Annotated in this window: 28 protein-coding genes; 12 read left to right on the top strand and 16 right to left on the bottom strand. The window is 57.7% G+C overall.

Going from position 1 to position 24373, the window contains the following annotated elements; genetic code table 11:
• Positions 1-11 precede the first annotated feature (11 nt).
• A complete protein-coding gene (locus CAF76_RS26925; RefSeq protein ID WP_085649287.1) occupies positions 12-1055 on the top strand; it encodes an acyltransferase family protein in 1044 nt (347 codons plus the stop codon).
• Between the two features lie 12 nt (positions 1056-1067).
• On the top strand, positions 1068-2216 hold the full coding sequence (locus CAF76_RS26920; protein WP_085649286.1) for a GDSL-type esterase/lipase family protein: 1149 nt from the start codon (positions 1068-1070) through the stop codon (positions 2214-2216).
• Positions 2217-2219: 3 nt separating this feature from the next.
• On the opposite strand, the gene CAF76_RS26915 is transcribed toward CAF76_RS26920, so the two are convergent.
• Together CAF76_RS26915 and galU are read right to left on the bottom strand one after the other, a co-directional pair.
• On the bottom strand, positions 2220-2627 hold the full coding sequence (locus CAF76_RS26915; RefSeq protein ID WP_085649285.1) for a mannose-1-phosphate guanylyltransferase: 408 nt from the start codon (positions 2625-2627) through the stop codon (positions 2220-2222).
• Between the two features lie 47 nt (positions 2628-2674).
• Complete coding sequence (gene galU, locus CAF76_RS26910) at positions 2675-3508, bottom strand: UTP--glucose-1-phosphate uridylyltransferase GalU (protein ID WP_007951629.1); 834 nt, start codon at positions 3506-3508, stop codon at positions 2675-2677.
• A gap of 380 nt (positions 3509-3888) precedes the next feature.
• On the opposite strand from galU, the gene galE reads away from it, so the two are divergent.
• The 6 genes from galE to CAF76_RS26880 all read left to right on the top strand — a co-directional run bounded on the left by galE (position 3889) and on the right by CAF76_RS26880 (position 10088).
• Positions 3889-4905, top strand: a complete 1017-nt coding sequence (gene galE, locus CAF76_RS26905; protein WP_039772766.1) for a UDP-glucose 4-epimerase GalE — start codon at positions 3889-3891, stop codon at positions 4903-4905.
• Positions 4906-5132: 227 nt separating this feature from the next.
• Positions 5133-5369 carry a hypothetical protein gene (locus tag CAF76_RS26900; RefSeq protein WP_003226528.1) on the top strand — a complete coding sequence of 79 codons (237 nt, stop codon included), beginning with the start codon at positions 5133-5135 and terminating at the stop codon, positions 5367-5369.
• A gap of 90 nt (positions 5370-5459) precedes the next feature.
• Complete coding sequence (locus tag CAF76_RS26895) at positions 5460-6575, top strand: polysaccharide biosynthesis/export family protein (protein ID WP_172829496.1); 1116 nt, start codon at positions 5460-5462, stop codon at positions 6573-6575.
• 11 nt (positions 6576-6586) lie between these two features.
• On the top strand, positions 6587-7252 hold the full coding sequence (locus CAF76_RS26890) for a YjbF family lipoprotein (protein ID WP_085649284.1): 666 nt from the start codon (positions 6587-6589) through the stop codon (positions 7250-7252).
• Entirely contained in the window at positions 7249-8013 is a 765-nt protein-coding gene (locus CAF76_RS26885; RefSeq protein WP_371855520.1) for a capsule biosynthesis GfcC family protein, read from the top strand. The genes CAF76_RS26890 and CAF76_RS26885 overlap by 4 nt, the downstream gene beginning before the upstream one ends.
• On the top strand, positions 8010-10088 hold the full coding sequence (locus tag CAF76_RS26880) for a YjbH domain-containing protein (RefSeq protein ID WP_085649283.1): 2079 nt from the start codon (positions 8010-8012) through the stop codon (positions 10086-10088). Before CAF76_RS26885 ends, CAF76_RS26880 begins: the two co-directional genes overlap by 4 nt.
• Positions 10089-10683: 595 nt before the next feature.
• Here the strand turns inward: CAF76_RS26880 and CAF76_RS26870 are convergent.
• The 3 genes from CAF76_RS26870 to CAF76_RS26860 all read right to left on the bottom strand — a co-directional run bounded on the left by CAF76_RS26870 (position 10684) and on the right by CAF76_RS26860 (position 14152).
• Positions 10684-12078 carry an undecaprenyl-phosphate glucose phosphotransferase gene (locus CAF76_RS26870; protein ID WP_085649281.1) on the bottom strand — a complete coding sequence of 465 codons (1395 nt, stop codon included), beginning with the start codon at positions 12076-12078 and terminating at the stop codon, positions 10684-10686.
• A gap of 382 nt (positions 12079-12460) precedes the next feature.
• The gene (locus CAF76_RS26865) at positions 12461-13120 is read right to left on the bottom strand and encodes a helix-turn-helix domain-containing protein (RefSeq protein ID WP_085649280.1); all 660 of its coding nucleotides are present in this window, start codon (positions 13118-13120) and stop codon (positions 12461-12463) included.
• A gap of 291 nt (positions 13121-13411) precedes the next feature.
• Positions 13412-14152 (bottom strand): winged helix-turn-helix domain-containing protein, encoded by a 741-nt coding sequence (locus tag CAF76_RS26860; protein WP_039772760.1) that lies wholly within the window; start codon positions 14150-14152, stop codon positions 13412-13414.
• A 506-nt stretch (positions 14153-14658) separates the two neighbouring features.
• Between CAF76_RS26860 and CAF76_RS26855 the strand changes: the two genes are divergently transcribed.
• Complete coding sequence (locus CAF76_RS26855; protein WP_007951638.1) at positions 14659-15492, top strand: undecaprenyl-diphosphate phosphatase; 834 nt, start codon at positions 14659-14661, stop codon at positions 15490-15492.
• Here the strand turns inward: CAF76_RS26855 and CAF76_RS26850 are convergent, their stop codons facing one another.
• The gene (locus tag CAF76_RS26850) at positions 15493-15864 is read right to left on the bottom strand and encodes a DUF2388 domain-containing protein (RefSeq protein WP_039772759.1); all 372 of its coding nucleotides are present in this window, start codon (positions 15862-15864) and stop codon (positions 15493-15495) included.
• A gap of 84 nt (positions 15865-15948) precedes the next feature.
• Complete coding sequence (gene dusA, locus CAF76_RS26845) at positions 15949-16959, bottom strand: tRNA dihydrouridine(20/20a) synthase DusA (protein WP_085649279.1); 1011 nt, start codon at positions 16957-16959, stop codon at positions 15949-15951.
• 102 nt (positions 16960-17061) lie between these two features.
• On the opposite strand from dusA, the gene CAF76_RS26840 reads away from it, so the two are divergent.
• Entirely contained in the window at positions 17062-18186 is a 1125-nt protein-coding gene (locus CAF76_RS26840; protein WP_085649320.1) for a site-specific integrase, read from the top strand.
• A gap of 1 nt (position 18187) precedes the next feature.
• On the opposite strand, the gene CAF76_RS26835 is transcribed toward CAF76_RS26840, so the two are convergent.
• The 8 genes from CAF76_RS26835 to CAF76_RS26800 all read right to left on the bottom strand — a co-directional run bounded on the left by CAF76_RS26835 (position 18188) and on the right by CAF76_RS26800 (position 23305).
• Positions 18188-18463, bottom strand: a complete 276-nt coding sequence (locus CAF76_RS26835) for a pyocin activator PrtN family protein (RefSeq protein WP_085649278.1) — start codon at positions 18461-18463, stop codon at positions 18188-18190.
• Positions 18460-18756, bottom strand: a complete 297-nt coding sequence (locus tag CAF76_RS26830; protein ID WP_085649277.1) for a hypothetical protein — start codon at positions 18754-18756, stop codon at positions 18460-18462. Before CAF76_RS26830 ends, CAF76_RS26835 begins: the two co-directional genes overlap by 4 nt.
• Before the next feature lie 64 nt (positions 18757-18820).
• Entirely contained in the window at positions 18821-19114 is a 294-nt protein-coding gene (locus CAF76_RS26825) for a hypothetical protein (RefSeq protein ID WP_085649276.1), read from the bottom strand.
• Between the two features lie 16 nt (positions 19115-19130).
• Complete coding sequence (locus CAF76_RS26820; RefSeq protein WP_085649275.1) at positions 19131-21926, bottom strand: toprim domain-containing protein; 2796 nt, start codon at positions 21924-21926, stop codon at positions 19131-19133.
• 2 nt (positions 21927-21928) lie between these two features.
• Positions 21929-22162 (bottom strand): hypothetical protein, encoded by a 234-nt coding sequence (locus CAF76_RS26815; protein ID WP_047293115.1) that lies wholly within the window; start codon positions 22160-22162, stop codon positions 21929-21931.
• A gap of 77 nt (positions 22163-22239) precedes the next feature.
• A complete protein-coding gene (locus CAF76_RS26810; RefSeq protein ID WP_085649274.1) occupies positions 22240-22605 on the bottom strand; it encodes a hypothetical protein in 366 nt (121 codons plus the stop codon).
• Positions 22602-23075 carry a YmfL family putative regulatory protein gene (locus tag CAF76_RS26805; RefSeq protein ID WP_085649273.1) on the bottom strand — a complete coding sequence of 158 codons (474 nt, stop codon included), beginning with the start codon at positions 23073-23075 and terminating at the stop codon, positions 22602-22604. Before CAF76_RS26805 ends, CAF76_RS26810 begins: the two co-directional genes overlap by 4 nt.
• Before the next feature lie 29 nt (positions 23076-23104).
• Entirely contained in the window at positions 23105-23305 is a 201-nt protein-coding gene (locus CAF76_RS26800) for a DNA-binding protein (protein WP_018929266.1), read from the bottom strand.
• A 92-nt stretch (positions 23306-23397) separates the two neighbouring features.
• Here CAF76_RS26800 and CAF76_RS26795 point away from each other — a divergent pair, with 92 nt between their 5' ends.
• Together CAF76_RS26795 and CAF76_RS26790 are read left to right on the top strand one after the other, a co-directional pair.
• Complete coding sequence (locus CAF76_RS26795; protein WP_178076205.1) at positions 23398-23745, top strand: helix-turn-helix domain-containing protein; 348 nt, start codon at positions 23398-23400, stop codon at positions 23743-23745.
• A 101-nt stretch (positions 23746-23846) separates the two neighbouring features.
• Positions 23847-24032, top strand: coding sequence for a hypothetical protein (locus CAF76_RS26790; RefSeq protein WP_041074617.1), 186 nt, complete (start codon positions 23847-23849; stop codon positions 24030-24032).
• 55 nt (positions 24033-24087) lie between these two features.
• Here CAF76_RS26790 and CAF76_RS26785 read toward each other — a convergent pair whose 3' ends face one another.
• Positions 24088-24345, bottom strand: a complete 258-nt coding sequence (locus CAF76_RS26785; protein ID WP_047293252.1) for an ogr/Delta-like zinc finger family protein — start codon at positions 24343-24345, stop codon at positions 24088-24090.
• Between the last annotated feature and the right edge of the window lie 28 nt (positions 24346-24373).

The raw sequence follows: 24373 nt of genomic DNA, 5'->3' as shown, positions 1-24373 counted from the left end.
GCGGGTGCTTTATGTCGAGCAAGAAAAAGTCCCTGGAGATCGAAACCCTGCGTGGCCTGGCGTGCCTGTTGCTGGTGCTCTATCACGTGATCGGGCCGTTGGGCGGTGGTTTGAAAATCGACATCGGCTCGCCGTTCCGGGTGATCGCCGATTCGATGGTGTACGTGCGGATGCCGCTGTTCACCTTCATCTCCGGCTACATCTATTCCCTCTACAAGATTCGCGGCAATGACTTTTCCGCGTTCTTCAGCGGCAAGGTGCGGCGCCTGATCGTGCCGCTGTTTTGCGTGGGGGTGCCGTTCTCGGTATTGCAGGCGGTGGGGCCGGGCGTGAACAAGGACGTCAGCGTGATGGATGCGCTGTTGTCGTTCTACGTGCCGATCAACCACTTCTGGTTTCTGCAGGCGGTGTTCATCATTTTCATGTTCGTCGGCCTGCTGGAGTGGCGCGGTTTGTTGCGTACACCGACGCGCCTGTACCTGTTGTTCGCCTTCGCGGCGGCGGTGTTCCTGTTGCCGCCGTTTCCCGTGGACGCGTTCGGCATCAACGGGGCGATTTATCTGCTGCCGTTCTTCGTGGCGGGCATGATCGGCCAAGAGAAAGTCAGCGAGCTGAAGCAGACGTTCAAGGTGATCGGCCCGCTGGTATTTGTGCTGATCTCGCTGACGCTGCTGTACGTGGCGGCGGTGGATCGCGAGCTGATTGTCGACCGCCGCAGCCTGATCGGCCTGACGGTGGGCTGCGTATCCTGCATCGCGTTACTGTCGAGTGACATGCGCTCGAAGACGCTGACCTGGCTTGGCGGTTACTCCTACGCGATTTTCCTCTTTCACGTATTGTTCGCCGCTACGTCGCGTTCGATCCTCGGCCGCCTGGGTGTGAAAGACGAAAGCGTGCTGGTGTTCTGCGGTTTGACGTGTGGTTTGCTCGGGCCGGTGGTGTTGTCGATGATTTTCAGTCGGTTCAACTTCACTTCCGTGCTGTTTCTCGGCGAACGTGCGGCGACGAAAAAGAAACCGGCGGCGACCATCGCTCCGGTGGCGCAGACCCGATGAAGGAAGCGATCCATGCTGGCTGTTGATGATGTGCCGCCGGTGGCGGCGTCGGTGGTGCAGGTCGGCGACGCTCGCGAGCGGTTTGGCCAGTGGCGCGAAGGCAAGGCCGGCAAGGTGTTGTCGATCTCGGTGATCGGCGACAGCTACAGCGCCGGGCAGGATTTCTACCTGAACAAACTGGTGCAGCGCGTGGCCGGGGAGGTCGGGTTTGCCGGGCCGGGGTATGTCGGGTTCAATCACGGCGCAGCGCTCGGCGGCACGCATTTCAAATACACCCGCAGCAGCGAAAAATACTTCGGCGGCGACTGGCAGGTCTCCGGCCTCGGCCAGGCCAGCCCCGACAGCCGCACGGTGACCGGGCGCCCCGGCGCCTGGCTGCAAGTCGAGGCCAGCCCGACGCCTGCCATCAACACCGCGGTCACCCAGGCGAAACTGCTTTACCTCGGCAACGGTGAGTCCAGTGAGTTGCGTTATCGCTGGTCACCCTCCGCCGACTGGCAGCCGTTGAAACTCGCGGGCGAGGGCGTACAGGAAGTCCCGCTGCCCGGTACGTCGGCCGCCACCGATTGGGCCTTCAGGCTGGAAGTGGTGAAAGGCGCACCGACCCTGTTCGGGCTGTGGCTGAGCAACGATCAGAACGGGGTTCGGGTCTCGAAACTGGCGGCGTCCGGCGCGGCGTCCGCTGATTTCTACCACGACGATGCCCGCTGGCAGGCGCAGTGGAAAGCCGTGGTTTCGAAGATTCCCGCAGACATTTACCTGATCATGCTCGGTGGCAACGATCAGGGTTTTGGCGTGAAGCCTGAGCAGTATCTGCATAACGTTCAGGGGCTGGTCGGCATGCTCCGCGAGATTCAACCGGCGGCGAGCATCAACCTGATCCTGCGCCAGGACACCACCCGCTCCAGTGCGTATCCGATGTCGGCTTATGCGCAGGTCATCGAGCCCTGGGCCCGTGAGCAGCGTCTGGGTTATGCCAACCTGCAATGTGCGTTTGGCACCGACGTCAAACGCTACGCGGCGGCCATGATCGGACCGGACAAGATTCATCCGCTGCCGGCCACGGGCGGGCGGGTGATTGCCGATTACTTCTATCGTTGGGTCGTGGGCGGGCAACAAAAAGTCTCGCCACAGGACAACTGTGGCGAGACTTCGAAGTAGCCGTCAGTTGTCGAACAGATCCAGATGGCTCAGCAGCTCTGCGGTTTTCTGCGGCATCAACTGCGTCACGCAACGGGTTTCCACATTGACGATGATCGCCGGGTCGTTGCAGCAGATCCGCACCCGAAAACGCCAGTCGCTGAAGATCATCTTCAGGCCGTCGCGGTCATCGACCTCCAGCGCCTGCTCGCCGTAGATCCGTTTCAGGTGGGCGAGCAGGGGATAGGGATCGCGCATCGCTCGACGTATGTCCCCGGACGAGGGAAACACGCCGAGGCGGTCGACCAGCAGCAGGGTGCCCAGCCACGGGCCATTGGCGCTGGGCAATGGCTGATGGCGGGATAACCAGCTCATCACCCCGAGGTTGTCCACCTCACGTTCAATCTCTGCGGAATGTTGTGCAATGTTCATGGTTGCCTCGTTGGATGTGCGTGCTGCAATGAATCAGTGGGGGCCGCTCAGCGGCCCTTCAGGTAGACGTTGTCGTAGCAGAAGTTGGTCGCCTGCAGGTAACCCTCGGCGTCGCCGCAGTCGAAGCGCAGCCCCTTGAACTTGTAGGCCAGCACGCAGCCGTTCTGCGCCTGTTTCATCAGGGCGTCGGTGATCTGGATTTCGCCGCCCTTGCCCGGCTCGGTGTCGGCGATCAGGTCGAAGATGTCCGGCGTGAGGATGTAGCGGCCGATGATCGCCAGGTTCGACGGTGCGTCCTGCGGAGCCGGTTTTTCCACCATGTGGTTGACCCGGTAGATGCCCTCGGAAATAGCCTCGCCGGCGATCACACCGTACTTGTGGGTCTGGTCGCGCGGGACTTCCTGGATGGCGACGATCGAGCAGCGGAATTTCTTGTACAGCTCGATCATCTGCGTCAGTACGCCGTCGCCTTCGAGGTTCAGGCACAGGTCGTCCGCCAGCACCACGGCGAACGGCTCGTCGCCGATCAACGGGCGGCCGCTGAGAATCGCGTGGCCCAGGCCTTTCATTTCCACCTGACGGGTGTAGGAGAAGGTGCAGGTGTCGATCAGCTCGCGAGTGCCGGCCAGGAACTTCTCTTTCTCGGTGCCACGGATCTGGTGTTCGAGTTCGTAGCTGATGTCGAAGTGGTCTTCCAGTGCGCGCTTGCCCCGGCCGGTGACGATGGCCATGTGTTGCAGGCCGGCGTCCCGTGCTTCTTCAACGGCGTATTCGATCAACGGCTTGTTGACGATCGGCAGCATCTCTTTAGGCATGGCTTTGGTGGCCGGCAAGAAACGCGTGCCATAACCGGCAGCGGGGAACAAACATTTACGGATCATAAAAGTTTCCTGGTCATTCATGGCGCACTGCCATCGTTTATTGCAATAACGAAAGGTTTGCAAGTTATTGAAGCTGTACTTTAATACCTGACTCGGGAGATGAGTGGCAAATAGCAATGAGTGTAAAACACGACAATGTTATGAGATGTCGGTTTGACAGTTATTGGTTATTTTTAGTCGGCATCCGTTGATAGTGATGAATGCGCGGGAGTGCTAATAAGTACCAGGCAATACAGTTTGGCTTGTAAAAATATTTATAGCCAGTGATTGAACTGTTTTTGTTTCTGGTTGTTGTCGCGCTGTTTGTGTGAATCAAGACACACATTAAACAAACAGCGCTTGACACGCGAGTTGGCACTTTTCCCACTATGGACCGCGCTATGAAGATTCTGGTAACGGGTGGCGCCGGCTATATCGGCTCGCACACCACACTTGCACTACTTGAAGCAGGTTATGAAGTTGTAGTTCTGGATAATCTTTGCAACAGCAGCGACGCCGCCTTGCACGCGGTGGAAGCCATTTGCGGCAAAAGTGCGCTGATGATTCGCGGGGATGTCTGTGACCGGGCCCTGCTGGACCGGATTTTCCAGCAGCACGCCATCGATGCCGTGCTGCACTTCGCCGGGCTCAAGGCTGTCGGCGAGAGCGTGCGCAAGCCGCTCGAATACTACGAAACCAACGTCAGCGGCAGCATCACGCTGTGCCAGGCAATGGCAGCGGCGGGGGTGTTCCGGCTGGTGTTCAGCTCGTCCGCCACGGTGTATGGCGAGCCGGCGCAGATGCCGATCCGCGAGGATTTCCCGACCGGCACTCCGACCAATCCCTACGGCCAGTCCAAGCTGATCGTCGAGAACGTGCTGCGCGACCTGTGCCAGTCCGAACCGCGCTGGAGCATCGCGCTGCTGCGCTACTTCAACCCGATCGGCGCGCATCACAGCGGGCAGATGGGCGAAGACCCCAACGGCATTCCCAACAATCTGGTGCCTTACATCAGCCAGGTGGCGGTCGGCAGCCTCAAGGAGTTGTCGATCTTCGGCGACGACTACCCGACGGTCGACGGCACCGGCGTGCGTGATTACATCCACGTCGTCGATCTGGCGGACGGGCACTTGAAAGCCCTGCAAACCATCGCCGACCGTACCGGCATTCATACCTGGAACCTCGGCACCGGCGACGGCTACAGCGTGTTGCAGGTGCTGCGGGCTTTCGAACAGGCCTGTGGGCAACCGGTGCCTTACCGGGTAATGCCACGGCGTTCCGGGGACATTGCCGAGAGCTGGGCCGACGCCTCGAAAGCGGCGAAGGAACTCGGCTGGAAAGCCACACGCAACTTGCAGGACATGGTCACCGACACCTGGCGCTGGCAATCGAATCATCCACGGGGTTATCAGGGATGATGGCGTTTTAGTGCAATGTTAGTTTCAGTCAGGTTGTTAGATATCGTCGGGAAATTAGACTGGCAATGCCTTTTGCAAGTCCGTAGATATAAACCTGCCGTTCGACTTTTATCAGTTGCGTAAGACTGTGAAAGAACAACGGATCTTGTTCGCGCTTTTTGCGACTTGAACTCTACCACCTCTAACCAACACCCGATGTTCAGGTGCGATGTTAGAAAGGAGTTGATATGAAGAAAGTGATGGCGATCGCCCTGTTGACGATGTTGAGCAACTGGGCCTCCGCAGCTGAAGCGCCGCTTACAGCAGTGACCAATGTATCTGGCAGTGTCGCGGCTTCTACAGCGCCTGCTGCCAGTACTGCCATGGTCGCCAGTGCTGTAGCGGCGTCCAACAGTGGTGGAAGTGCCAACGGCGGTACAACGGGTACCACCGGTACCACGGGTACAACCGGCACGCACAACTAACTGAAGTATCTGTTGGTGCAGTACAGGGTCGCCCGACGAAAGTCGGGTGACTTTGTTTTTGGATTCGCCCTTGAATAGCGTAGTGCCATTATGACCCGTCGTTTTTCTCTTTTATTGTTGGCAAGTATCGCTTTGCAAGGTTGCATGTTCTCCCCCGGCCAGTACCTGAGCACCAGTAGCATCACGCGCCAGGGCGCCAGCGAAAGCAGCCGGGTCGAGCTCATTCCGATCACCCCCAAGCTCATCGCCATGAACCGCGCCACGTACAAGCGTGAGTCGGTGCCGGCAGAGTTGTTGGCGACCCCGGCCGAATACCGCATCGGCAGCAACGATGTGCTGTACATCACGGTCTGGGATCACCCTGAGCTGACCGCCCCTTCAGGTGCGCAACAGCAGATCGACGCCAACGGCCGTCTGGTGCGTTCCGACGGCACGTTGTATTACCCGTACATCAAGGAAGTCCAGGCCGCCGGCAAAACCATCCAGCAACTGCGTTCGGACATCGAGCAACGTCTCTCGGCGTTCATTGCCGAGCCGCAAGTGGATGTCGCGGTGCTGCGTTTCGCCAGCCAGAAAGTCGTGGTCTCGGGCGCCGTCACCAAGGCCGGCCCCCAGGCGATTTCGACCAACCCGCTGAGCGTGGTCGAGGCCCTCGGTTCGGCCGGTGTCGATACCAACAATGCCGACTTGTCGGGGCTGATGCTGACGCGCAACGGGCGGGTTTATCCGCTCAATCTCGACGCCCTCAATCAGCAGGATTCCGAATTGCAGAACGTCTACCTCAAGGGAGGCGATCAGCTGTATCTGCCGTACAACGACAACAAGCGCATCTACGTGATGGGCGAGGTCAACCAACCCCGTGCGCTGAGCTTCAAGACCGCCACCATGAACCTGTCCGACGTGCTCGGCTCGGTCGGCGGCTTGAGCCAGACCACCTCCAACGGCAACGCCGTGTATGTGATTCGCGGGGTGGAAAACCTCGACGTGGAGCCGGCGAAAATCTATCAGCTGGAAGCCGAATCGCCGACCGCCATGGCGCTCGCCTCGCACTTCGAAGTGCGGCCTCAGGACGTGGTCTACGTCGGGCCTGCCAACGTGACTCGCTGGAATCGCCTGATCAGCCAGTTGGTGCCGTCGGCATCGATTGTCGGGACGGGGGCTTCCGCTGCGAAGAACTGGAGCGAATACAGTAACAACAGCAAATAAGGCCGCCGACTGTGAAAACGTTGAAAGTGGGCGTGTGCCTGATGGCGGCCGTGTTGCTCAGTGGCTGCAATCCGCTGATGAGCGCTTCGTTGAACAACCTCAAGTCCGCCGTCATCGGGCCGGATGAACTGGACGTGTCGGCGGAGCAGGTCGCGGGGGTCAAGTATCCCCAGCTCAAACTGACCACGCCGTCCGGGTCCGGGGTGCTGGCGCTGGTGCGCGAGCGCGAGGACCTGCAGTTCTGGGTCGCCTCCGGCAAGCAGGTGCTGCTGATGCGCGACGGCCTGGCCATGCGCACTGTGGGCCTGGGCGTGGAGGGTGATCTGGACGGCACGCGTCTGTCCGATGACTCGCCGTTCAAGCAGGGTCTGCATCGCATCACCGACGGCTACACCAGCCGCCGCTGGATCGACCTCTACAAGGGCCAGGAAGTCGGGATCATCGTCAACAGCCGCTTCTCCCGAAAATCCCTGGAAACCCTCGAAATTCTCGACAAGGAATACTCCGTGCTGCGCGTCGATGAGCAGATTGACGCGCCGGCCATCGGCCTGCGCGCGACCAACCGTTACTGGGTCGATCCGGTGGACGGTTTCATTGTGCAAAGTGAACAGCAACTGACCTCGCAGTTGCGGGTCAGGATCGTGCAGCTGACCCCTGACCGCAGGCATGTCCCGTGAAGCGGCTAAGAGCGCTCTCGGCGTGCCTGATGCTGCTTGCCGGTGCCAGCGAGGCAGCGGTCATCGTCAGCGGTGATGTCGCCAACCCGGGCCCGATCGAATTGCCGGCGGGCGGACGTTTGCGCGATGTGATCGGCGAGGCCGTGCCGAATGCCGAAGGCTACTGGCTGGCGGGCGTCCTGTTGCGTCAGTCATTGCTGGAAGAACAGACGCGGCTCAAGGTCGGCGTGCTGTTCGATCTGGACGTGCTGCAGCGCATGGCGATGCTGTTCGACAAGCCGAGTCGTGCGGCGCTGGCACAGCGCCTGGCCGAGCAGGTCCGGCAGATGCCGGTGACCGGGCGGCAGATCGCCGATCTCGATCCGGTGGCGGTGGAAGTCGGTTTCGCCCGCAACATCCGCCTCGACGATGGCGATCAACTGATCTACCCGAAACGGGTCGACGAAGTCGAAGTGCTGGGCGCGGTCGCCGAGCCGTGCCGCCTGCCTTATCAGCCGTTGCAGGAGGCCCGCGAATATCTGCAGGGCTGCACGTTGCTGACGGCGGACGCCGATGCCGATTATCTGTGGCTGATCCAGCCCAACGGCGAATCGCGGCGGGTCGGCATCGCCCACTGGAACCGCGAGAGCGGGCAGATGCCCGTGGCCGGCAGCAAGATTCTGGTGCCGGTGAAAAACGATGATCTGGATCCGCCTGTCCCTGAACTGAATCAGCAGTTGGCCGAATTGATTGCCACGCAGTTGGCTGAGGTGGTTCGTTGAATTTGCGTTTTGCAGCTGTGTTGTTATTGCCGTGTGGCCTGGTGCATGCCGAGCCACGCATTACCCAGAATGATTTTGGCGGCGTCGGTCTGTTGCAGACCCCGACCGCGCGCATGTCGCCCGCCGGTGAGTTGAGCGTCAACGCCAACCGCACTGAACCGTACAGCCGATACAGCGTTTCGTTGCAGCCGCTCGACTGGCTGGAAGGTTCGTTTCGCTACACCGCCATCACCAACCGTCCGTACGGTTCCGAAGCGCTGAGCGGCAGCCAGAGCTATAAGGACAAGGCGGTCGACGCCAAGGTCCGGCTGTGGCAGGAAAGCCACTGGGCGCCGGAAGTGGCGCTGGGCTTTCGAGACATCGGCGGTACCGGTTTGTTTGCCAGTGAATTCTTCGTGGCCAACAAGCGCTATGACAATTTCGATTTCAGCGCCGGCATCGCCTGGGGTTACATCGGTAATCGCGGCGATGTCGACAACCCGTTGGGTTCGATCAGTGACCGCTTCAACACCCGCCCGGATCTGGAAGGCACCGGTGACGTCAACGCCGGCTCGTACTTTCGTGGCAAGCCATCGTTTTTCGGCGGTGTGAGTTACCAGACGCCTTGGGACCGCCTCAGCCTTAAACTCGAATACGAAGGCAACGACTACAAGCACGAGCCCAAGGACAACATCATCAAGCAGGACTCGCCGATCAACCTCGGCGCGGTGTTCAAGGTGACCGATTCCGTCGATCTGAGCGCGGCCTGGGAGCGCGGCAACACGGCGATGTTCGGCATCACGTTCCACACCAATTTCGTCAGTCGCAAGGCCCCGGCCAAGACCTTCGACCCATCGGCCGAACCGCTGCCGGCGAAGGCGCCGGCCACGACGATGGAGGAGGTCAACTGGGCCGACGTGTCGCGCCGTTTGCAGCGGAACGCCGGCTACAAGGTCGAGCGCATCACCCAGCGCGATTCCGAACTGATCGTGTACGGCGAGCAGCAGCGCTATTTCCATTCGCCCAAGGCTGTCGGCCGTGCGAGCCGGATTCTCGACAACAGCGTCAACGACGACATCGACTGGTTTACCGTGGTCAACAAGCGCTACGACCTGCCGCTGGAAGAAACCAGCGTGCCCCGGCAGACCTTCCGCGAAGTGATCAACAACGAAGAACCGCTGGAATCGCTGCACCGCACCACCGAGATCAACCCGGCAATGCCGCGCAACGAGAAAACCCTCTACACCGAAGCGCCGCAGCACTTCAATTACGGCGTCGGTCTGGGCTTCAAACAGAACGTCGGCGGCCCCGATGGCTTGCTCTATCAGTTCACGGCGGATCTGGACGCCGAGTACCGCTTCAACCGCAACACCTGGTGGAACGGTCTGCTCAGTCAGAACCTGATCAACAACTTCGACAAATTCACCTACGACGCGCCCAGTGGCCTGCCGCGTGTGCGTACCGACTTGCGTCAGTACCTGACTACATCGGACACCACCATGCCGCTGTTCCAGGTCAGCCACGCCGAGCAACTGGACAAGGATTTGTACGGCATGGTCTACGGCGGTTATCTGGAGTCGATGTTCGCCGGGGTCGGGGGCGAGGTGCTGTTTCGTCCGACCGGCAAGCGCTGGTCGATCGGTGCGGACCTGAACTACGTGCGTCAGCGTGAGTTCGACCAGGGTTTCGGCCTGCAGGATTACTCGGTCTGGACCGGCCACATTACCGGCTACACTGACCTGCCGTTCGACACGCTGGCCGCGGTCAGCGTCGGGCGTTACCTGGCGGGCGACTTTGGCGGCACGGTGGATATCTCCCGCGAGTTCTTCAACGGCGTGCGCTTTGGCGCCTGGGCGACCATCACCACCGCCGGCAGCGCCGAGTATGGCGAGGGTAGTTTCGACAAGGGGCTGTACCTGTCGATCCCGTTCGACGAAATGATGAGCATGTCGACCATGCGCCGCGCCAACCTGGTGTGGGCACCGCTGACCCGTGACGGTGGCGCGCGGCTCAATCGCAGCTTCCAGCTGCATTCGATGACCGACAGTCGGGAAGGGGACATGTTCTACCGCAACTTCGGGAAGATTACCGAGTAGGTTCGGGAGAGCGGGAAGTCAGTGGGAGTGGGGTTGCTCCGGGCGGTGTTCCACCGCCATCGCGAGCAGGCTCGCTCCCACATTTGTTTGAGGTGAATAGCAAATCCTGATCCGCTCATCATCCTTGTGGGAGTGGGGTTGCTCCGGGCGGTGTTCCACCGCCATCGCGAGCAGGCTCGCTCCCACATTTGTTTGAGGTGAATAGCAAATCCTGATCCGCTCATCATCCTTGTGGGAGTGGGGTTGCTCCGGGCGGTGTTCCACCGCCATCGCGAGCAGGCTCGCTCCCACATTTGTTTGAGGTGAATAGCAAATCCTGATCCGCTCATCATCCTTGTGGGAGTGGGGTTGCTCCGGGCGGTGTTCCACCGCCATCGCGAGCAGGCTCGCTCCCACATTTGTTTGAGGTGAATAGTAAATCCTGATCCGCTCATCATCCCAGTGGGAGCGAGCCTGCTCGCGATGGCGCTAGTACAGCCGACATCAAATCAACTGACCCACCGGGGTCACAAGCTACCCACCCAACCCCCAAATCCCGCCCACAAAAAAGGGGACTTTCGTCCCCTTGCGGTGTTGCTTTCTCAAGCCCTGCGTCTCAGTAAATATCCTTCGACAACAGGGTGAACGGCGTCTTCACCAGAATTTTCAGATCCAGCCACAGCGACCAGTTGTTGATGTACTTCAGGTCGATCTCAACACGCTTTTCCATCTTGTCGAGGGTGTCTGTCTCACCCCGGCAACCGCTGATCTGCGCCAGGCCAGTGATACCCGGTTTGATTCGGTGGCGGGCCATGTAGGCGAGGATCTTGCCCGAGTAGTAGTTGTTGTGCGCCACGGCGTGCGGACGTGGGCCGACCAGTGCCATGTGCCCTTGCAGCACGTTGAACAGTTGCGGCAGCTCATCCAGCGAAGTGCGACGGATGAAGCGACCGACCGCGGTAATGCGCGAATCGTTGCGGCTGGCCTGCTTGACGTCACGGTCATCGTGAACGCGCATCGAGCGGAATTTCCAGACCTTGATCACCTTGCCGTTCCAGCCATGGCGATCCTGCTTGAAGAACACCGGGCCCGGCGAGTTGAGTTTCACCGCCAGGGCCACGGCCAGCAGCACCGGGCTCAACAGGATGATCGCCAGCAGGGCGACGGCTTTCTCCACCAGGCTCTTGCTCAGCGCAGCGGTCGGGCGGCTGGTCAGCGGGCTTTCGTTGAGGTAGATCGCCGGCAGACCGTCCACGACTTTCACCGAGTGGTTGAGCAGCGTCAGGCTGTTCAGATCCGGCACCCAGACCACGTCAACGTTGGCATCCAGCAAGTCCACATACATGGCTTCGATCTTGGCGGCTTCCGACAGCGGCAGCGTGATGTACAGGCGGCGGATGTCGTGGGTCTGGATTAGCTCGAGCAGTTCGTCCTGAGCGCCGACAACGCGCGGAGCGTCCGCTTCCAGCGACGGGGTATCGCCGTTGCTGACGAGGCCGACCAGCGGCAGGTTTTCGTGCTGACTCAACTTCTTCGCCAGGCCCAGAGCCAGTTCGCCAGTGCCGACGATCAGGGTCTTGTGTTCGCTTTTGCGCGAACGCTGGTAGAACTTCGAGAACGCATGCAGCGGTGCGTACAACAGCGCCTGACCGAGGAAACCGTACACCGCCCACTCAAGGATGACCTGGCGGGAGAACAGCGCATCGGCCTTGCAAATGAAGGCGATGAACGCCAGCCCGGCCATGGTCATGAACCAGCCCGTGAACAGTCGACCCAGCCCGGTCAGGTAATTGTCTCGCTTTCGATACGCGCCGCTGAAGGTATAAGCCGGCACCGAGGCCAGTACGGCCAGGATCGTGCACATCCGATAGTAGAACTCGACGGTGCCCGTGTGCTGTTCGGCCAGTATGAACAACAGGGAAACAATGAAACTCTGTGCCAGCGCCCATTGGCCCCAAAAGGTCAGTCCCTTGAGGCCGGTGTTTCGATTGATACGAAGAGAAAGATCCATACGATATCCCCAAAAGACGTCCGTTCAGGTTTCGACAGTAGAAAACCGAGTTGTTAAGCAGACTTGTTATTGTTGTTTGAGTCAGTGTCCTGAGGTAACAACGCCGGAATGCGGAACTGTCGTCAGTCAATAGACTAAGTTATTGCCGGGGATGCTGTCTGACGAGTTCTAACAAGATGGCACAGTGCCAACTTATTTAAATTTCCAATATTCAAACGTTAGAAAAGGTCGAAAGGCAGGGGGTGAATAATCAATATTGTGTTTGCTATCGTAGGTGGGGTCAGGAGGCGGGTATAACCAGGGAGGAGTGAAACCAAACAGAGTGCTTTTTTATTTTTGTAATCGCACTTGTATCTGTTTGTCTTGTAGTGGGGGATGTTGTTTAGGCAACAACTTCCTGGATCAGGCAATAACCGCGATTGCGCACGGCACGAAACAATCGTTCACCGTTGCTGGCGTTCTTGAATTTGTCTTGAAGACGGCTCAGGCACATTTCCAGTCCCCGGTATTGCTCCGGCTCGCGGCCGATGCTGAGAATCAGATCGTCGCGACTGACAACGCGATCTTCATGGTGCAGCATCTTGCGGACCAGTGCGGTTTCAAGCCCGGTGAGACTGATCTCGACGCCTTCTTTCGTCAATGCACCCTGATCATTGTCCAGATGCCAGGCTTGGGTGCAGGGCGCGTCGGATTCGATCGTTCGGGAAGTATCAACGGGGTTTTCGGACATGGCCGTGGAATTGTGGAATGAATGCGCCGATTGTGCTGCCAGCCATTCCGATTCGAGGGTGGCCAATATGCGCTGGGTATCATGTTCGATGCTACGTGCGACATGCTTCCTTGTGCCGCGTGGGTAAGTGAACTCCATCAGCATCGGAGTGGAAGAGGGCGAAGCAACACCTTCAATAAACATTTGTGCCTGAGACGTGCCAAACGAATTGAAACGCTCACTGGAGAGAATGCTCTCGAGTTCGCGTTGCGACGCTGAGCTGTTAGTCACGACAACAAAGTATTTTCTTGGGAGGGTCGTGCTGGTTTCCATGTCTCTCTCCTAAAGTACACACCAAATTTGGCGAAAAAATAATGGCAGGCGAGCAATGTTTTCCTCGGAATTAATCGATCAGGCAGGGTCTGGGCCCAAAGATGGCCTCGATAAGTTCCACTCGGTCTGCGTTAGAGTAATGGTTTATTGTTATGTTTAAGTGTTGCAGCGCTCATGCAATTGACAGCTTTTTATTAGATATGTGACGCGGTTAAAACTATGAGAAAGCGGATGTTTGAAGCGTTGCATCAGACGTTCCCTCGTATGCTGCAAAAGAGTGTTTTCCCTGAATCAAGGGGTTGAGATCAACCCCCTCATCAGACGATAGCCATACCCGCGAATGCTCTGTATGGCGTTCGTACCGTACACGTCCTTGATTTTCCCACGCAAGCGGCTGATGGATTTTTCCAGCGCCCGAGGGTCGTAGAATTGGGTGTTCAGCCCCATGATGCTGGCGATTTCATCGTGGCTGAGAATGTGATTGCCGGTCTGCGCAAAGGCTTGCAGGATCTTCATTTCGGCAAAGGAGATATCCAGTTTCTTGCTGGTGTCCGAGAGGCAGATGCGGGTGGGGTCCAGCACCAGGCTGATATCCCGCTGCCATTCTTCGCTGTCGAAGAACTCACCCAGCAGTTCCGCGCTTTCATCGGACAAGGTATTGAGTTTGATACAGAAGTCGGCACCGGCCAGAAAGTACTTGATCTTGTTGTGGGCGCCGCGCCCCGTGATCACTGCACAAATAATCGGCTTCAAGTTGTCGTTGCGCAGGTTTTCCACTAGCGCAAGGTTATCTTCGAGTGCCTGAGGGCTGTCGATGATAATGAAGATCGCCCGATACAGGCCGTGATATTCGTTGTGCTGATATGAACTAATGTAGGCGTCGGCTTCAACAGCCACACCGCTCTGCACATGCTTTGCGATTAGCGCGCTAAAGTGTTCAGCCACGCCACGGGTACGACCCAGGGTGAGAACACCTGGTTCGTCGCTTGTGCGGCGCGGGCTTCTAGTCGCTAAGTTACCTGTGAGCATCATGCATTGACTCGAAAAGGTGCTGACATCGGGATGTTAAAGCACCGGTTCTCATCTGTGACTGACAATTGGTAACATTTGGACGAATTTTAGACGTGGCTCCCGAGTTTTCTAACAATAATTAAGCGATTCAAGCTTTTAGTTGATTTTTTCGGGGCTGTGAACTAACGGAATTGATGCCGTTAGATGGTGGCAATATGGAATGGTGCCACTATTTTGTAATTATCGCGAGCTGTTTTTATGTCCCTTGGCCATCACTCAACTGCATACGTATCAGAGCAGTGTGAGGTGGGTCACATTTTATGGGGAGGCCTGTCTTTTGGCTATAACGTCGACAAGTTCACACACGGACGTTTATTAACATGCCTTGAGTGTGGCTTTTGATAAGACATATTCTCCGTCCCCGAGTCGGGCAATGGGTGTTCATCTGCCAATTGTTTTACTTCAGATACTCAATGCCTGAATGCATTTAACAGGGCGCCCGCAAAGAGCGCTCTGACGGAGGATTAATGGATTTACTGACCTTGTTCAAGGTGCTGATTCTTGGGGCGGTAGAAGGCCTGACCGAGTTCCTGCCCATTTCCAGTACGGGCCACCAGATTATCGTTGCCGACTTGCTGGAATTCGGCGGTGAACGCGCCATGGCGTTCAACATCATTATTCAATTGGGCGCCATTCTGGCCGTGGTCTGGGAGTTTCGCCCGAAGATCTTCGAGATCGTCAAAGGCCTGCCGACCCAAAGCAATGCCCAGCGGTTTACCCGCAATCTGCTGATCGCCTTTTTCCCGGCAGTCATTCTCGGCGTGTTATTCGCCGACACGATTCATGAATACCTGTTCAACCCGATCACCGTTGCCGTTGCATTGGTGGTGGGCGGCATCGTGATGTTGTGGGCCGAGCAGCGCGATCATGTAGTGAGTGTCGACCATGTGGACGACATGAAGTGGGCCGACGCGCTGAAGATCGGTTGCGTACAGTGCCTGGCGATGATTCCGGGCACGTCGCGCTCCGGTTCCACCATCATCGGCGGTCTGCTGTTCGGCCTGTCACGCAAGGCCGCCACGGAGTTCTCGTTCTTCCTGGCGATGCCGACCATGGTCGGTGCCGCGGTGTATTCCGGCTACAAGTACCGCGAACTGTTCCAGAGCAGCGACCTGCCGGTCTTCGCCTTGGGCTTCGTCGTAGCATTCATCTTCGCGATGATCGCCGTGCGCGGCCTGCTGAAGTTCATTGCGAACCACAGCTACGCCACCTTCGCCTGGTACCGCATTGCCTTCGGCTTGCTGATCCTCGCCACCTGGCAGTTCGGCTGGGTGAACTGGACGGCGGCCGCAGCCGCCTGATCATTGACTGCTGATCAGCGCAGCGACGGCGAGGTCGCTTAACTCGGTATCGGGCGATTCATGACGAAACCGCTGCAAGGCTGACGTGAAATACGCAGCCTTCAGCATGCCGTCGCTGGCTAGATAAAGCCGCGCGTCTTCCAGCTCCTCGGCGGAGTAAACGCGTTTATGGCTGTCGGTGGTTTCTTGCGAAGCCGTAAAAGGCGTGAGCAGCAGGGAAGCAAGCGAGAAACCAGACAACTTGGTCACCTCCCATGGCGTATCGGTGTTACCCAGACACAGCCCGTCGCAGTGGGCCTGGGCATTAGACGTGGCGCAAAACAAGGCAAGGAGGGTGCAACGCTTGAAACCAGAGAAATTCAACGCGGGCATAAACAAAAGACATCCTGTCAGTACATCAAAAGAATTACATCAGCGGGCAACAGTCATTCGTTGCCCGCATATTCAAAGCATCGATCAACGACCCGCCAGCAACTCCGCCGCCTGATCCAGCAACGCCAGCGGATCCTTGGCCTTGTGGATATCTACCGACAACAACTGACGAAACTTGCGCGCACCCGGGAAACCGGTGCCCAGGCCCAGCACATGCCGGGTGATGTGATGCATCGCACCGCCGGCCAGCAAATGCTCGGCTATATAAGGCCGCAACTGCGCCAGCGCCTCCGCCCGGCTGATCACCGGCGCGCTGCTACCGAACAACTGCTGATCCACCTCGGCCAGCAGATAAGGATTGTGATACGCCTCGCGCCCCAGCATCACCCCGTCAAAGGTCTGCAAATGCTCATGGCAGGCCTCCATCGTCTTGATCCCGCCGTTCAGAATGAACTCCAGCTCCGGAAAATCCGCCTTCAACCGCGCCGCCACGTCATAACGCAACGGCGGAATGTCACGGTTCTCCTTCGGCGACAACCCCTCAAGAATCGCAATCCGCGCATGCACCGTAAAACTCGTGCACCCGGCATCCCGCACCGTGCCGACGAAATCGCACAGCTGCTCATAACTGTCACGGCCATTGATCCCGATCCGATGCTTCACCGTCACCGGAATCGACACCGCATCCCGCATCGCCTTCACACAATCCGCCACCAACTGCGGATGCCCCATCAGGCACGCCCCGATCATATTGTTCTGCACCCGATCACTCGGGCAACCAACGTTCAGATTCACCTCGTCGTAACCGTGCTCCTGCGCCATGCGCGCGCAAGCGGCCAGATCCAGCGGAACACTACCGCCCAACTGCAACGCCAGCGGGTGCTCGGCTTCGTTGTGACGGAGGAAACGCTCGTGATCGCCGTTGAGCAGCGCGCCGGTGGTGACCATTTCGGTGTAGAGCAGGGCGTTTTTCGACAGGATGCGTAGGAAGTACCGGCAATGGCGGTCAGTCCAATCCATCATGGGCGCAACGGAGAACCTTCTAGACAGTGTAGAGCCGGTGTTTGTTGGGTATGTAGCTGAATTCTGTACCATTTTGCTCTACGTGTTCTAAGCCGGTTTCAGGGGGTAAATAGGCGTTTTCTGAGGTCGGTTGGTACAATGTACCAACCACCTTTCAAATTGTACCAGTTGACTATGGCCACGATCAGAGCACGGAAACGCACCGACGGCAGCACCAGTTACACGGCACAGATACGCCTGTTTCGCGATGGGGCGCAAGTTTACCAAGAGAGCCAGACCTTCGCCCGAAAACAGGCCGCACAGGCTTGGGTACGTAAAAGAGAAACCGAACTGGATGTACCAGGTGCGATCGAGCGAGCGAACCGACCGGGTGCGACGATTAAGGAAATGATCGATCGGTACTTGGCCGAGATGACCAAGGCGCGCCCTCTCGGGAAGACGAAGCTCGGCACGTTGAAGGCGATCAGCGAATGCTACCTGGGGAAGTTGAACGACAGAGATGTAAGCAGCCAGCACCTGGTCGAATACGCGTTATGGCGCATGGGCAAGGAGGGCGGGGGCGTTCAGCCTCAAACCGCCGGCAACGATCTCGCACACCTGGGTGCGGTTCTCTCGATAGCTCGGCCCGCTTGGGGGTATGAGGTGGATCCGTACGCAATGGCGGACGCCCGCCGAGTGTTGAAAAAGCTCGGTTACAACATGAAAAGTCGCGAGCGCGATCGCCGGCCCACCTTGGAAGAACTCGACAAACTGCTGACGCACTTTCGGAGTATTCAAAGCCGTCGTCCGACTTCTATCAACATGCTAAAGCTGACTGGATTCGCGTTGTTTTCCACGCGTAGGCAAGAAGAGATTACCCGGATCCGGTGGGATGACTTGGATGAAGCAGGCCATCGGGTTCTGGTTCGTGACATGAAGAACCCTGGGCAAAAAATCGGTAACGACGTCTGGTGTCAATTGCCGCCAGAAGCATGGGAGATCCTTCAAACCATGCCTAAAGTGTTGCCTGAGATCTTTCCTTACAGCGCTGAATCCGTGTCGACGTCCTGGACAAGGGCCTGCAAAATCCTGGGCATTGAAGATCTGCACTTTCACGATCTGCGCCACGAAGGCGTCAGTCGTCTTTTTGAAATGGATTGGGATATTCCACGAGTGGCGAGCGTGTCGGGCCATCGAGACTGGAACTCAATGCGCCGTTATACCCACTTGCGCGGACGAGGGGATGTGTATGCAACTTGGGAATGGTTCGAGCGCATCCTGCAGGCGCCCGTAAAACTGGGCGCCAAAACGTTGAGGTGAATTAGCTGCTGCGCGGCGCGCTATTCAGTTGATTACTTTCTTTGACTGCTGCAGCGCGCTGTTCATCCAGGTAGGCCGACAGGTCTGCAATATGAACACCTTTCGCACTTTTCTGGCTCGACTCCATGCGAGTAATCGGGAGCTTTATCTGCCCTGCACCAACTTTGCGTTGAAACATTTCCGTTGTCAGGTGCGTGAAATAATCCTGGCACACTCGATCCAGGGGAATTACCACTTGGCCATTGTATTGGGCCATCAGTACAAACAGCGTTTTCATAGTGCGATACCTTCGAGTGAGTAAGTTCGATCAATTGGGGGGCGGTCTGTTGTTGATTTGCCTGCCAGTAGTTGAGCGACAACAGCGAACTCTGCCGCATCGATGTCGCCCAACTCCTTGGCGAAAGTGGTAAGGCATTCAAGCCGGATCCGCGCTGCTTCAGTTTTCCGTACTCGATAGTCAAACAGCGCTGTGCCTACGATTCTGATAGCCATCAAATGCCGAGCGTGCGGGTCACTGTTGTTGAGTGTGTTAGCCTTTGGATCACTGCTGCTTTGGTGCTGCGCTTCCATGGTGTTGCCCTCAGTGGTGGTTGATGTCGGGGAGCTGCAACTCCTCGACATCGCTTCTATTCCGTCAGTCCCGACGGGCCAGGTGAATAACCAGGTCAGCGTAATTCGGGTCTTCCTCGGTACAGGATTGCCATTCCAGTACGGTCAAGATCTGCTGTGGGCTGCATGAGTCCACCAGGATTTCGCGCTGGCCACCTGCAGCACGAACTTCAAGAATCTGCAGCAGCCCGTCCTCGCCGTAAGCCCCGGCTTGAATCACCGGCTGGCTCTTCCCAAGTGCATTCAGGCGATCGATGATCTCCTGCAGCTTGTTCGTGTTGCCGTCGCCGGCATTCCCCATAAAAACTTGGATTTGCATCGGTGTAGCCTCCTTTTCACGCTTTGAAGATCCAGCACTTGACCGTTGTGGGACGGCCCGGCGCCAAGGGTGTTCTGCTGTTCATCGCTGCGCGGACTGCGCTGTGTACGGCTTTATTTGCTTCCAAAAACTTGTGCGAGCGTGACTCTTTCAGCAGGTCGCGCAGGGTGGCCACGTCGGCCAGCTTCTGTTTGTGTTCGGCGGCTCGTTCGCTGAATTCGTTGAGGTTGATCGCAATGACGCTCGGGTCGCTGCTGTGATCGACCAGGGGGTCATCATTGAGCGATTCGAGGTAGTCGTAGACTTCCCAGAATTCGGCAACGGCCGGGTGGTCGGAGCTGATTGAGGCTTGACGCTCGATCGCCATTCGGACGATCTGCCGCTGGGTCGCGGCTACCTGAGGCTCGTCCAGTTTCAGAACCAGGCGCAGGGCATCGAGCAGCGAAAGCAACTGCGCGTGGTTCTTGCTGATCCGCTCCACACGGATGTATCCGCGCAGGTCGGATCCGCAGCTGCGGCAGTTACCTTGTTCGCTTGGGAACTCGGTTCCGCAGTCGAAGCAGTGGGTGTGCAGCCGGCGCAGCTTGGCTTCGTGTTCGGGCATGCGCTGGGCGAAAAGCTCGAGGACGGCCGACTCTTTACTGACGGCCCGAATCAGGAAGTGGCTGAGCGTGCCGCCGTCCAGGGCGTTCAGTTTGTCCGCTGCAGCGCGGCTTTGCGGCGTCACTGTCGGCCGGATGAAGTGCAGCTTCACGATCCGGGTCATGATCGCTTCATGGGCGACCACGGCCGCGTTCTGGCTGATGGCGATCGTGCCGCGGAACGGTGGTTCGTAGGTTTCGTTGCCGGCAGTCTTCACACCTTTGGTGGCCAAAGTGCCGCCACCAAAAAAGTCTTTCAGCTCGTCCCATTCGAAAGTCTTGGCGTGAGATCGATCGTCACCGTGGCGATCCGCCTCAAGAAACACCACAGGCATTCCGGATACCTGACCCATCAACCGCGAACGACCGGCTTTCGTCGACTTCATCGGGTCGAAGCCTTCGTACCCCTCGCGGCCGAGCAGTTTCCACAGCAGGTTAAGCAAGGTGGTTTTGCCGGCGCCGGCCTCGCCGGTGGCTTCCAGAAAAGGGAAGGACTGATAGCGCGCCCGGATCTGCTCGCAGAACAGTGAACCGAAGAAGAACACCAGTGCGACCAGGCCCTGGGCGCCGAAGCATGTCCACAGCAACTGCAGCCACTGTTCGTTAAAGTCCTTCCCATCACGCTGCAGCTTGATCGGGACGCCTTTCTGCAGCGATTTCAGCCGCAGTTTTCCGAACTCAAAATAGTCCTCGCTATTGATTTTGTAGATCGTGCCATCCTTGATGGCGAGATCCCCAAAAACGTAACAGCCGTATTCCTTGCTGTAGCCCACGTAGTCAATCGTGGATACGGTTTTGATGCCGAACAGTTGATCCTTCATCAGCTTGTCGAGCTGCTGGCCGCTACCGGTGTACATGGCACCGGCAGCCATTCCGAGCAGGCGTTTTTTGAATTCGCTGGCGGCTGATAGCTGACCGCTAGTGAAGGTGTTCTTCACGCTTTCTGAGTCGTGAGGGAAGTCCACACGCACGTAGTACCAGGATTCATCGGTAACTTCGTTGCGTTGAAAGTACAACGCCTGTGGATAGCAGTTGGCGATCTCGACGACGCTGCCGGACTGCTGTAAAGCCTTCTCGCGCTGTTGGGATTGGTTGAGCAGTTGGTCCTCGTGGTTTTCGCTGTCCTCGATGTCCTGCATCGCCCGATTGAATTTCTCCATATCCAACTTGAACCAGTACAGGCGGCTACCGAAGCCCAGGTGGAATTCACCGCGCTTGTTCCAGTCGTACATGAGCAGCGCTTTTTCGGCGGCGCTCTCGGCCAGCAGCAGCGCGCCCAGGTGACGCGCCTGTTTCAGATCTGCCGCGATCTGGTCGGCGCGTTGGCCCTCGTCTTCGATGAAATTCCAACGTTGATGCAGGTCGTTCCAGTCGGTCTTGCGGCCATCACGCAGGGGGATCTGCGCCGCCTCGCAGACGAACCCCAAAGCGCGCGCCTGCTTCGCCCAACGTTTGGTGTAAGCATGGGCGCCTGACTCGTTGTCGAGTGCCCAGACCAGCTTGGGCAATTTGCCGTCGCGGTCACGTGCAAGGGCTCGCAGCGACTCTTCAGGGAAGGCATTCGAGGACATGGCCGATACCGCGACGATGTCGTTGTGTACCAAGGCGATGGCGTCAAAGATGCCTTCAACAATCCAGACTTCCTTCGCTTCCAGCAGATCCACGCAGGGCGGGCACCACCAGACGCCACGATAGCTGTCCTTCGATTTGAAGCGCGCTTTCATCTTGCCGAAGCGGTGCGGACGGTCGATCAGGCGTTCCCACCAGCCGCCTTTGTCCAACGCGAAGCGTACCGTAGCGCTGCCAGCGTTGTGGTCAGGGGAGTAAAAGCTTTCCTGAGTGAACCAGCCCTGGATCAGCTCAATGCGAAAGCCCCGAGCGAATTCCAGGTAGGCACGGGCGGTCGCGTTGGGGTGTTGGTCGCTGGACGGCGCGCGCTTGCTCCAGTCTTCGAAAAGGTCTTCGTACAACTCCTTCACATGCAGGGTATGAGCGCATTTTTCAGGTCTGCCGCAGATCACCAACCACGGAGCGTCAAAACGGGTGTACAGCGTTTTCTGACGGCACTTCGGGCAGGTGCCGCCGCGCATGTAGTCGGTGTTTGCCCGGTGCTTGAGGCCGTAATCGCTTGTCAGGCGCTCGATCACGTCGCTACGCAGTTTCTCTTTCATCGTTACTTCACTTTCTTAAGGCAGAGGGAGAGGGCGCCGATCAGGTGTTTCTGGGCTGCCATCACAGGGCAATTAGCGAGGATCGATCCGTGACGTAGGCCTTCGGGAATGAATCGATATTGGTCTGCGTACCAAAGGTCATTGAGGCTGAGACGGTACTGTTCGCGCAGGTTGGCCAAGAGCGCCTGAGCCTGTTCCGGCGGCAGCTTTGCGTGGATGTTCAGGGCGTTTTCCATCGTCAAACCTCAATTTCGGGCGCAGCTCACCCAAACCCACGGGAATGGGGGGATCGGGAGGGTTTTTTAGTTAGGTGTTACGGAGTGGTGATGCGGAAACGCCCGTTGTCCGGTGCGTTCAGAATTCGCTCATAGATCAGGCTGACGGGGATGGCCCACACCTCACCGGTGCCTGTGTCCGTGATAACGGTGTGAGTAGGCGTGCTGGTCAGAACATCCAGACGCTGCCGATCGCTCACTGCAGACAGATCGCTGTAGGCCAGGTGAACCATTTTTTCGGCGGTAGGAGTCAGCACGTCAAAGTCGGCAACTAGGTGCTGGACTGCGCGTTTCAGCAGCTGCTGGTCGTCGCTCAGGTGTTCGCACTGATGCCGTTCAAGAAAAAGCAGCGCGGTAGCTTTGAGCATGTCCTGATGATCCTGTACTGCGTTCATGTTGCTCATTGGGCTTTCCCTTCGCGGTAGAGGGCGATCGCCGCCAATACTTCGGCGTGACGCGCAGCCAGATGCAGGTTGTTGGCGTCCAGAATCAATTCGGCTTCCTTCTCGCTGATTGATCCATCCTCAAGTGCCTGAGCAATGGCCTGGTCAACGCAACCACGCTTAGCTGCAACATGTAGGGAGCGGGCATAGAGTTCGACGTTATCCAGTGTTTCCGGATTGGCTACGGGGATGAAGCGCCCGCCGTACATTGAAGCGACGTAGTTCGCCAGGTGGTAGGTGCCGTTTTCCTGCTCGAGCATGAAGATTTGCGCGTCACTGAGTGGAGAGCAGCCGGCATTTTCGTAGGCATGGTTGTCAAACTTTTTGAGCTTTAGGCCCAGACGGTTGGCTGCGGCTTCGCGCCCCCCAACATAGCTTCGAATGATCTCGCTGGTAACTTCCCTGCGGGTATCTAGGATCAAACTTTTCATCTTCTACTTTTCCCTGTTGAGCCGTGCCACTACTGTTCAATTTCGCCGTCTTTGATTCCAAGCAGTACCGCGGCGCGATGTGCCTCCCCACGGCGACCTTTGATCCGACCGTTCAACAGGTCGCTGACTAAATTTTTGTTCAGTCCATGTTTGCGGCTGAATTCCGCAATGCTGACGCCTTTTCGATCAAGCGCCGCCCGGGCTTGCTCGTGCGTAACGGTGGCGGGCATAGTGCTCCCCTTGTTCGTTTCTGTTTGTTTGCGTTTGTCTGTGGTGATTCTTGGTCAAAAAAATGATCAAGTCAATGGTGGTGGCTAAAAAAATGCTCATAGCGGATCGAGTGGGTGAACGCCTCAGGGAAGAGCGCGAGCGCTTGGGGTTAAATCAAACTGATTTTGGTGTGCTGCTAGGCGTTAGCAGAGGCACGCAGAAAAACTACGAGTTGGGAGCAAATTCTCTCGATCTCCGATATGTCACCGCGCTTGAAGAGCGTGGCGTTGACGCGGCTTACGTGCTCACCGGTCGGCGATCGACGCCATTGGGACAACTTTTTAGCGCTGCGGAAGAAGAATTGATTCACCAGTTCAGGAGCATCTCTGACGAGGATCAAAAAGCAATTCGTCGCTTTCTCGAAGCCATGGCAGACGACGCTGCTCGGCAGCGGAAGTAACTCGCAACAATGCACCTGACTCATTAGTCACGCCTTTGTTTCAATGCGGTTTGCCGCCCCGATAACGTCGATTCAGCAATGCACTTTATGGAGTAGTTAGCATGTTGGATCGCAAGAAGAACGATCAAATCAACCTCGAACACGTTGGGTCGGAAACTACCGTCCTCACGGACATCGAGCGTCGACTGATCGATCTGTATCGTCGGCTGAGTCGCGTTGAACAGCAGCAGGTCCGTCGCGTGGCCGAGATACTGGCAATCAACCCAAAGGAGAAGGTAGGGGGCTGAACGTCATTCTTTGAATGATCCCGATCGCCAACGCTGTAGCGTTGGCGGTTTGTACCTACGCCACCGCCTGCGATCCCAACTGCTCGAAAAGCTCCCGCTGCTTCGCCCTGGGCAACTCGCGAAACCGATCGATCAACATACGTTCGAAGGTCTGCGAAGATGGACTGAGCGTGTGTGAGAACGTCAGGTTCGACACCCACGTATGCCCGCACCTTGCGTCCAGGCATTGGCAATACAGCTTGACGAACTCCGTTGTTACCTCTTCCCGTGAAGCAATTCGGCCCTTGTGGCCGCACTTGCAAACAACTCTCATAGTGTCCCTCCCCAGGGGCAGCTGATCG

It is taken from the genome of Pseudomonas sp. B40(2017), assembly GCF_002112855.1.
Taxonomy (GTDB): domain Bacteria; phylum Pseudomonadota; class Gammaproteobacteria; order Pseudomonadales; family Pseudomonadaceae; genus Aquipseudomonas; species Aquipseudomonas pharyngis.
Note: the sequence above shows the minus strand (reverse complement) of the source record. Positions and strands in the feature narration are given on the sequence as shown.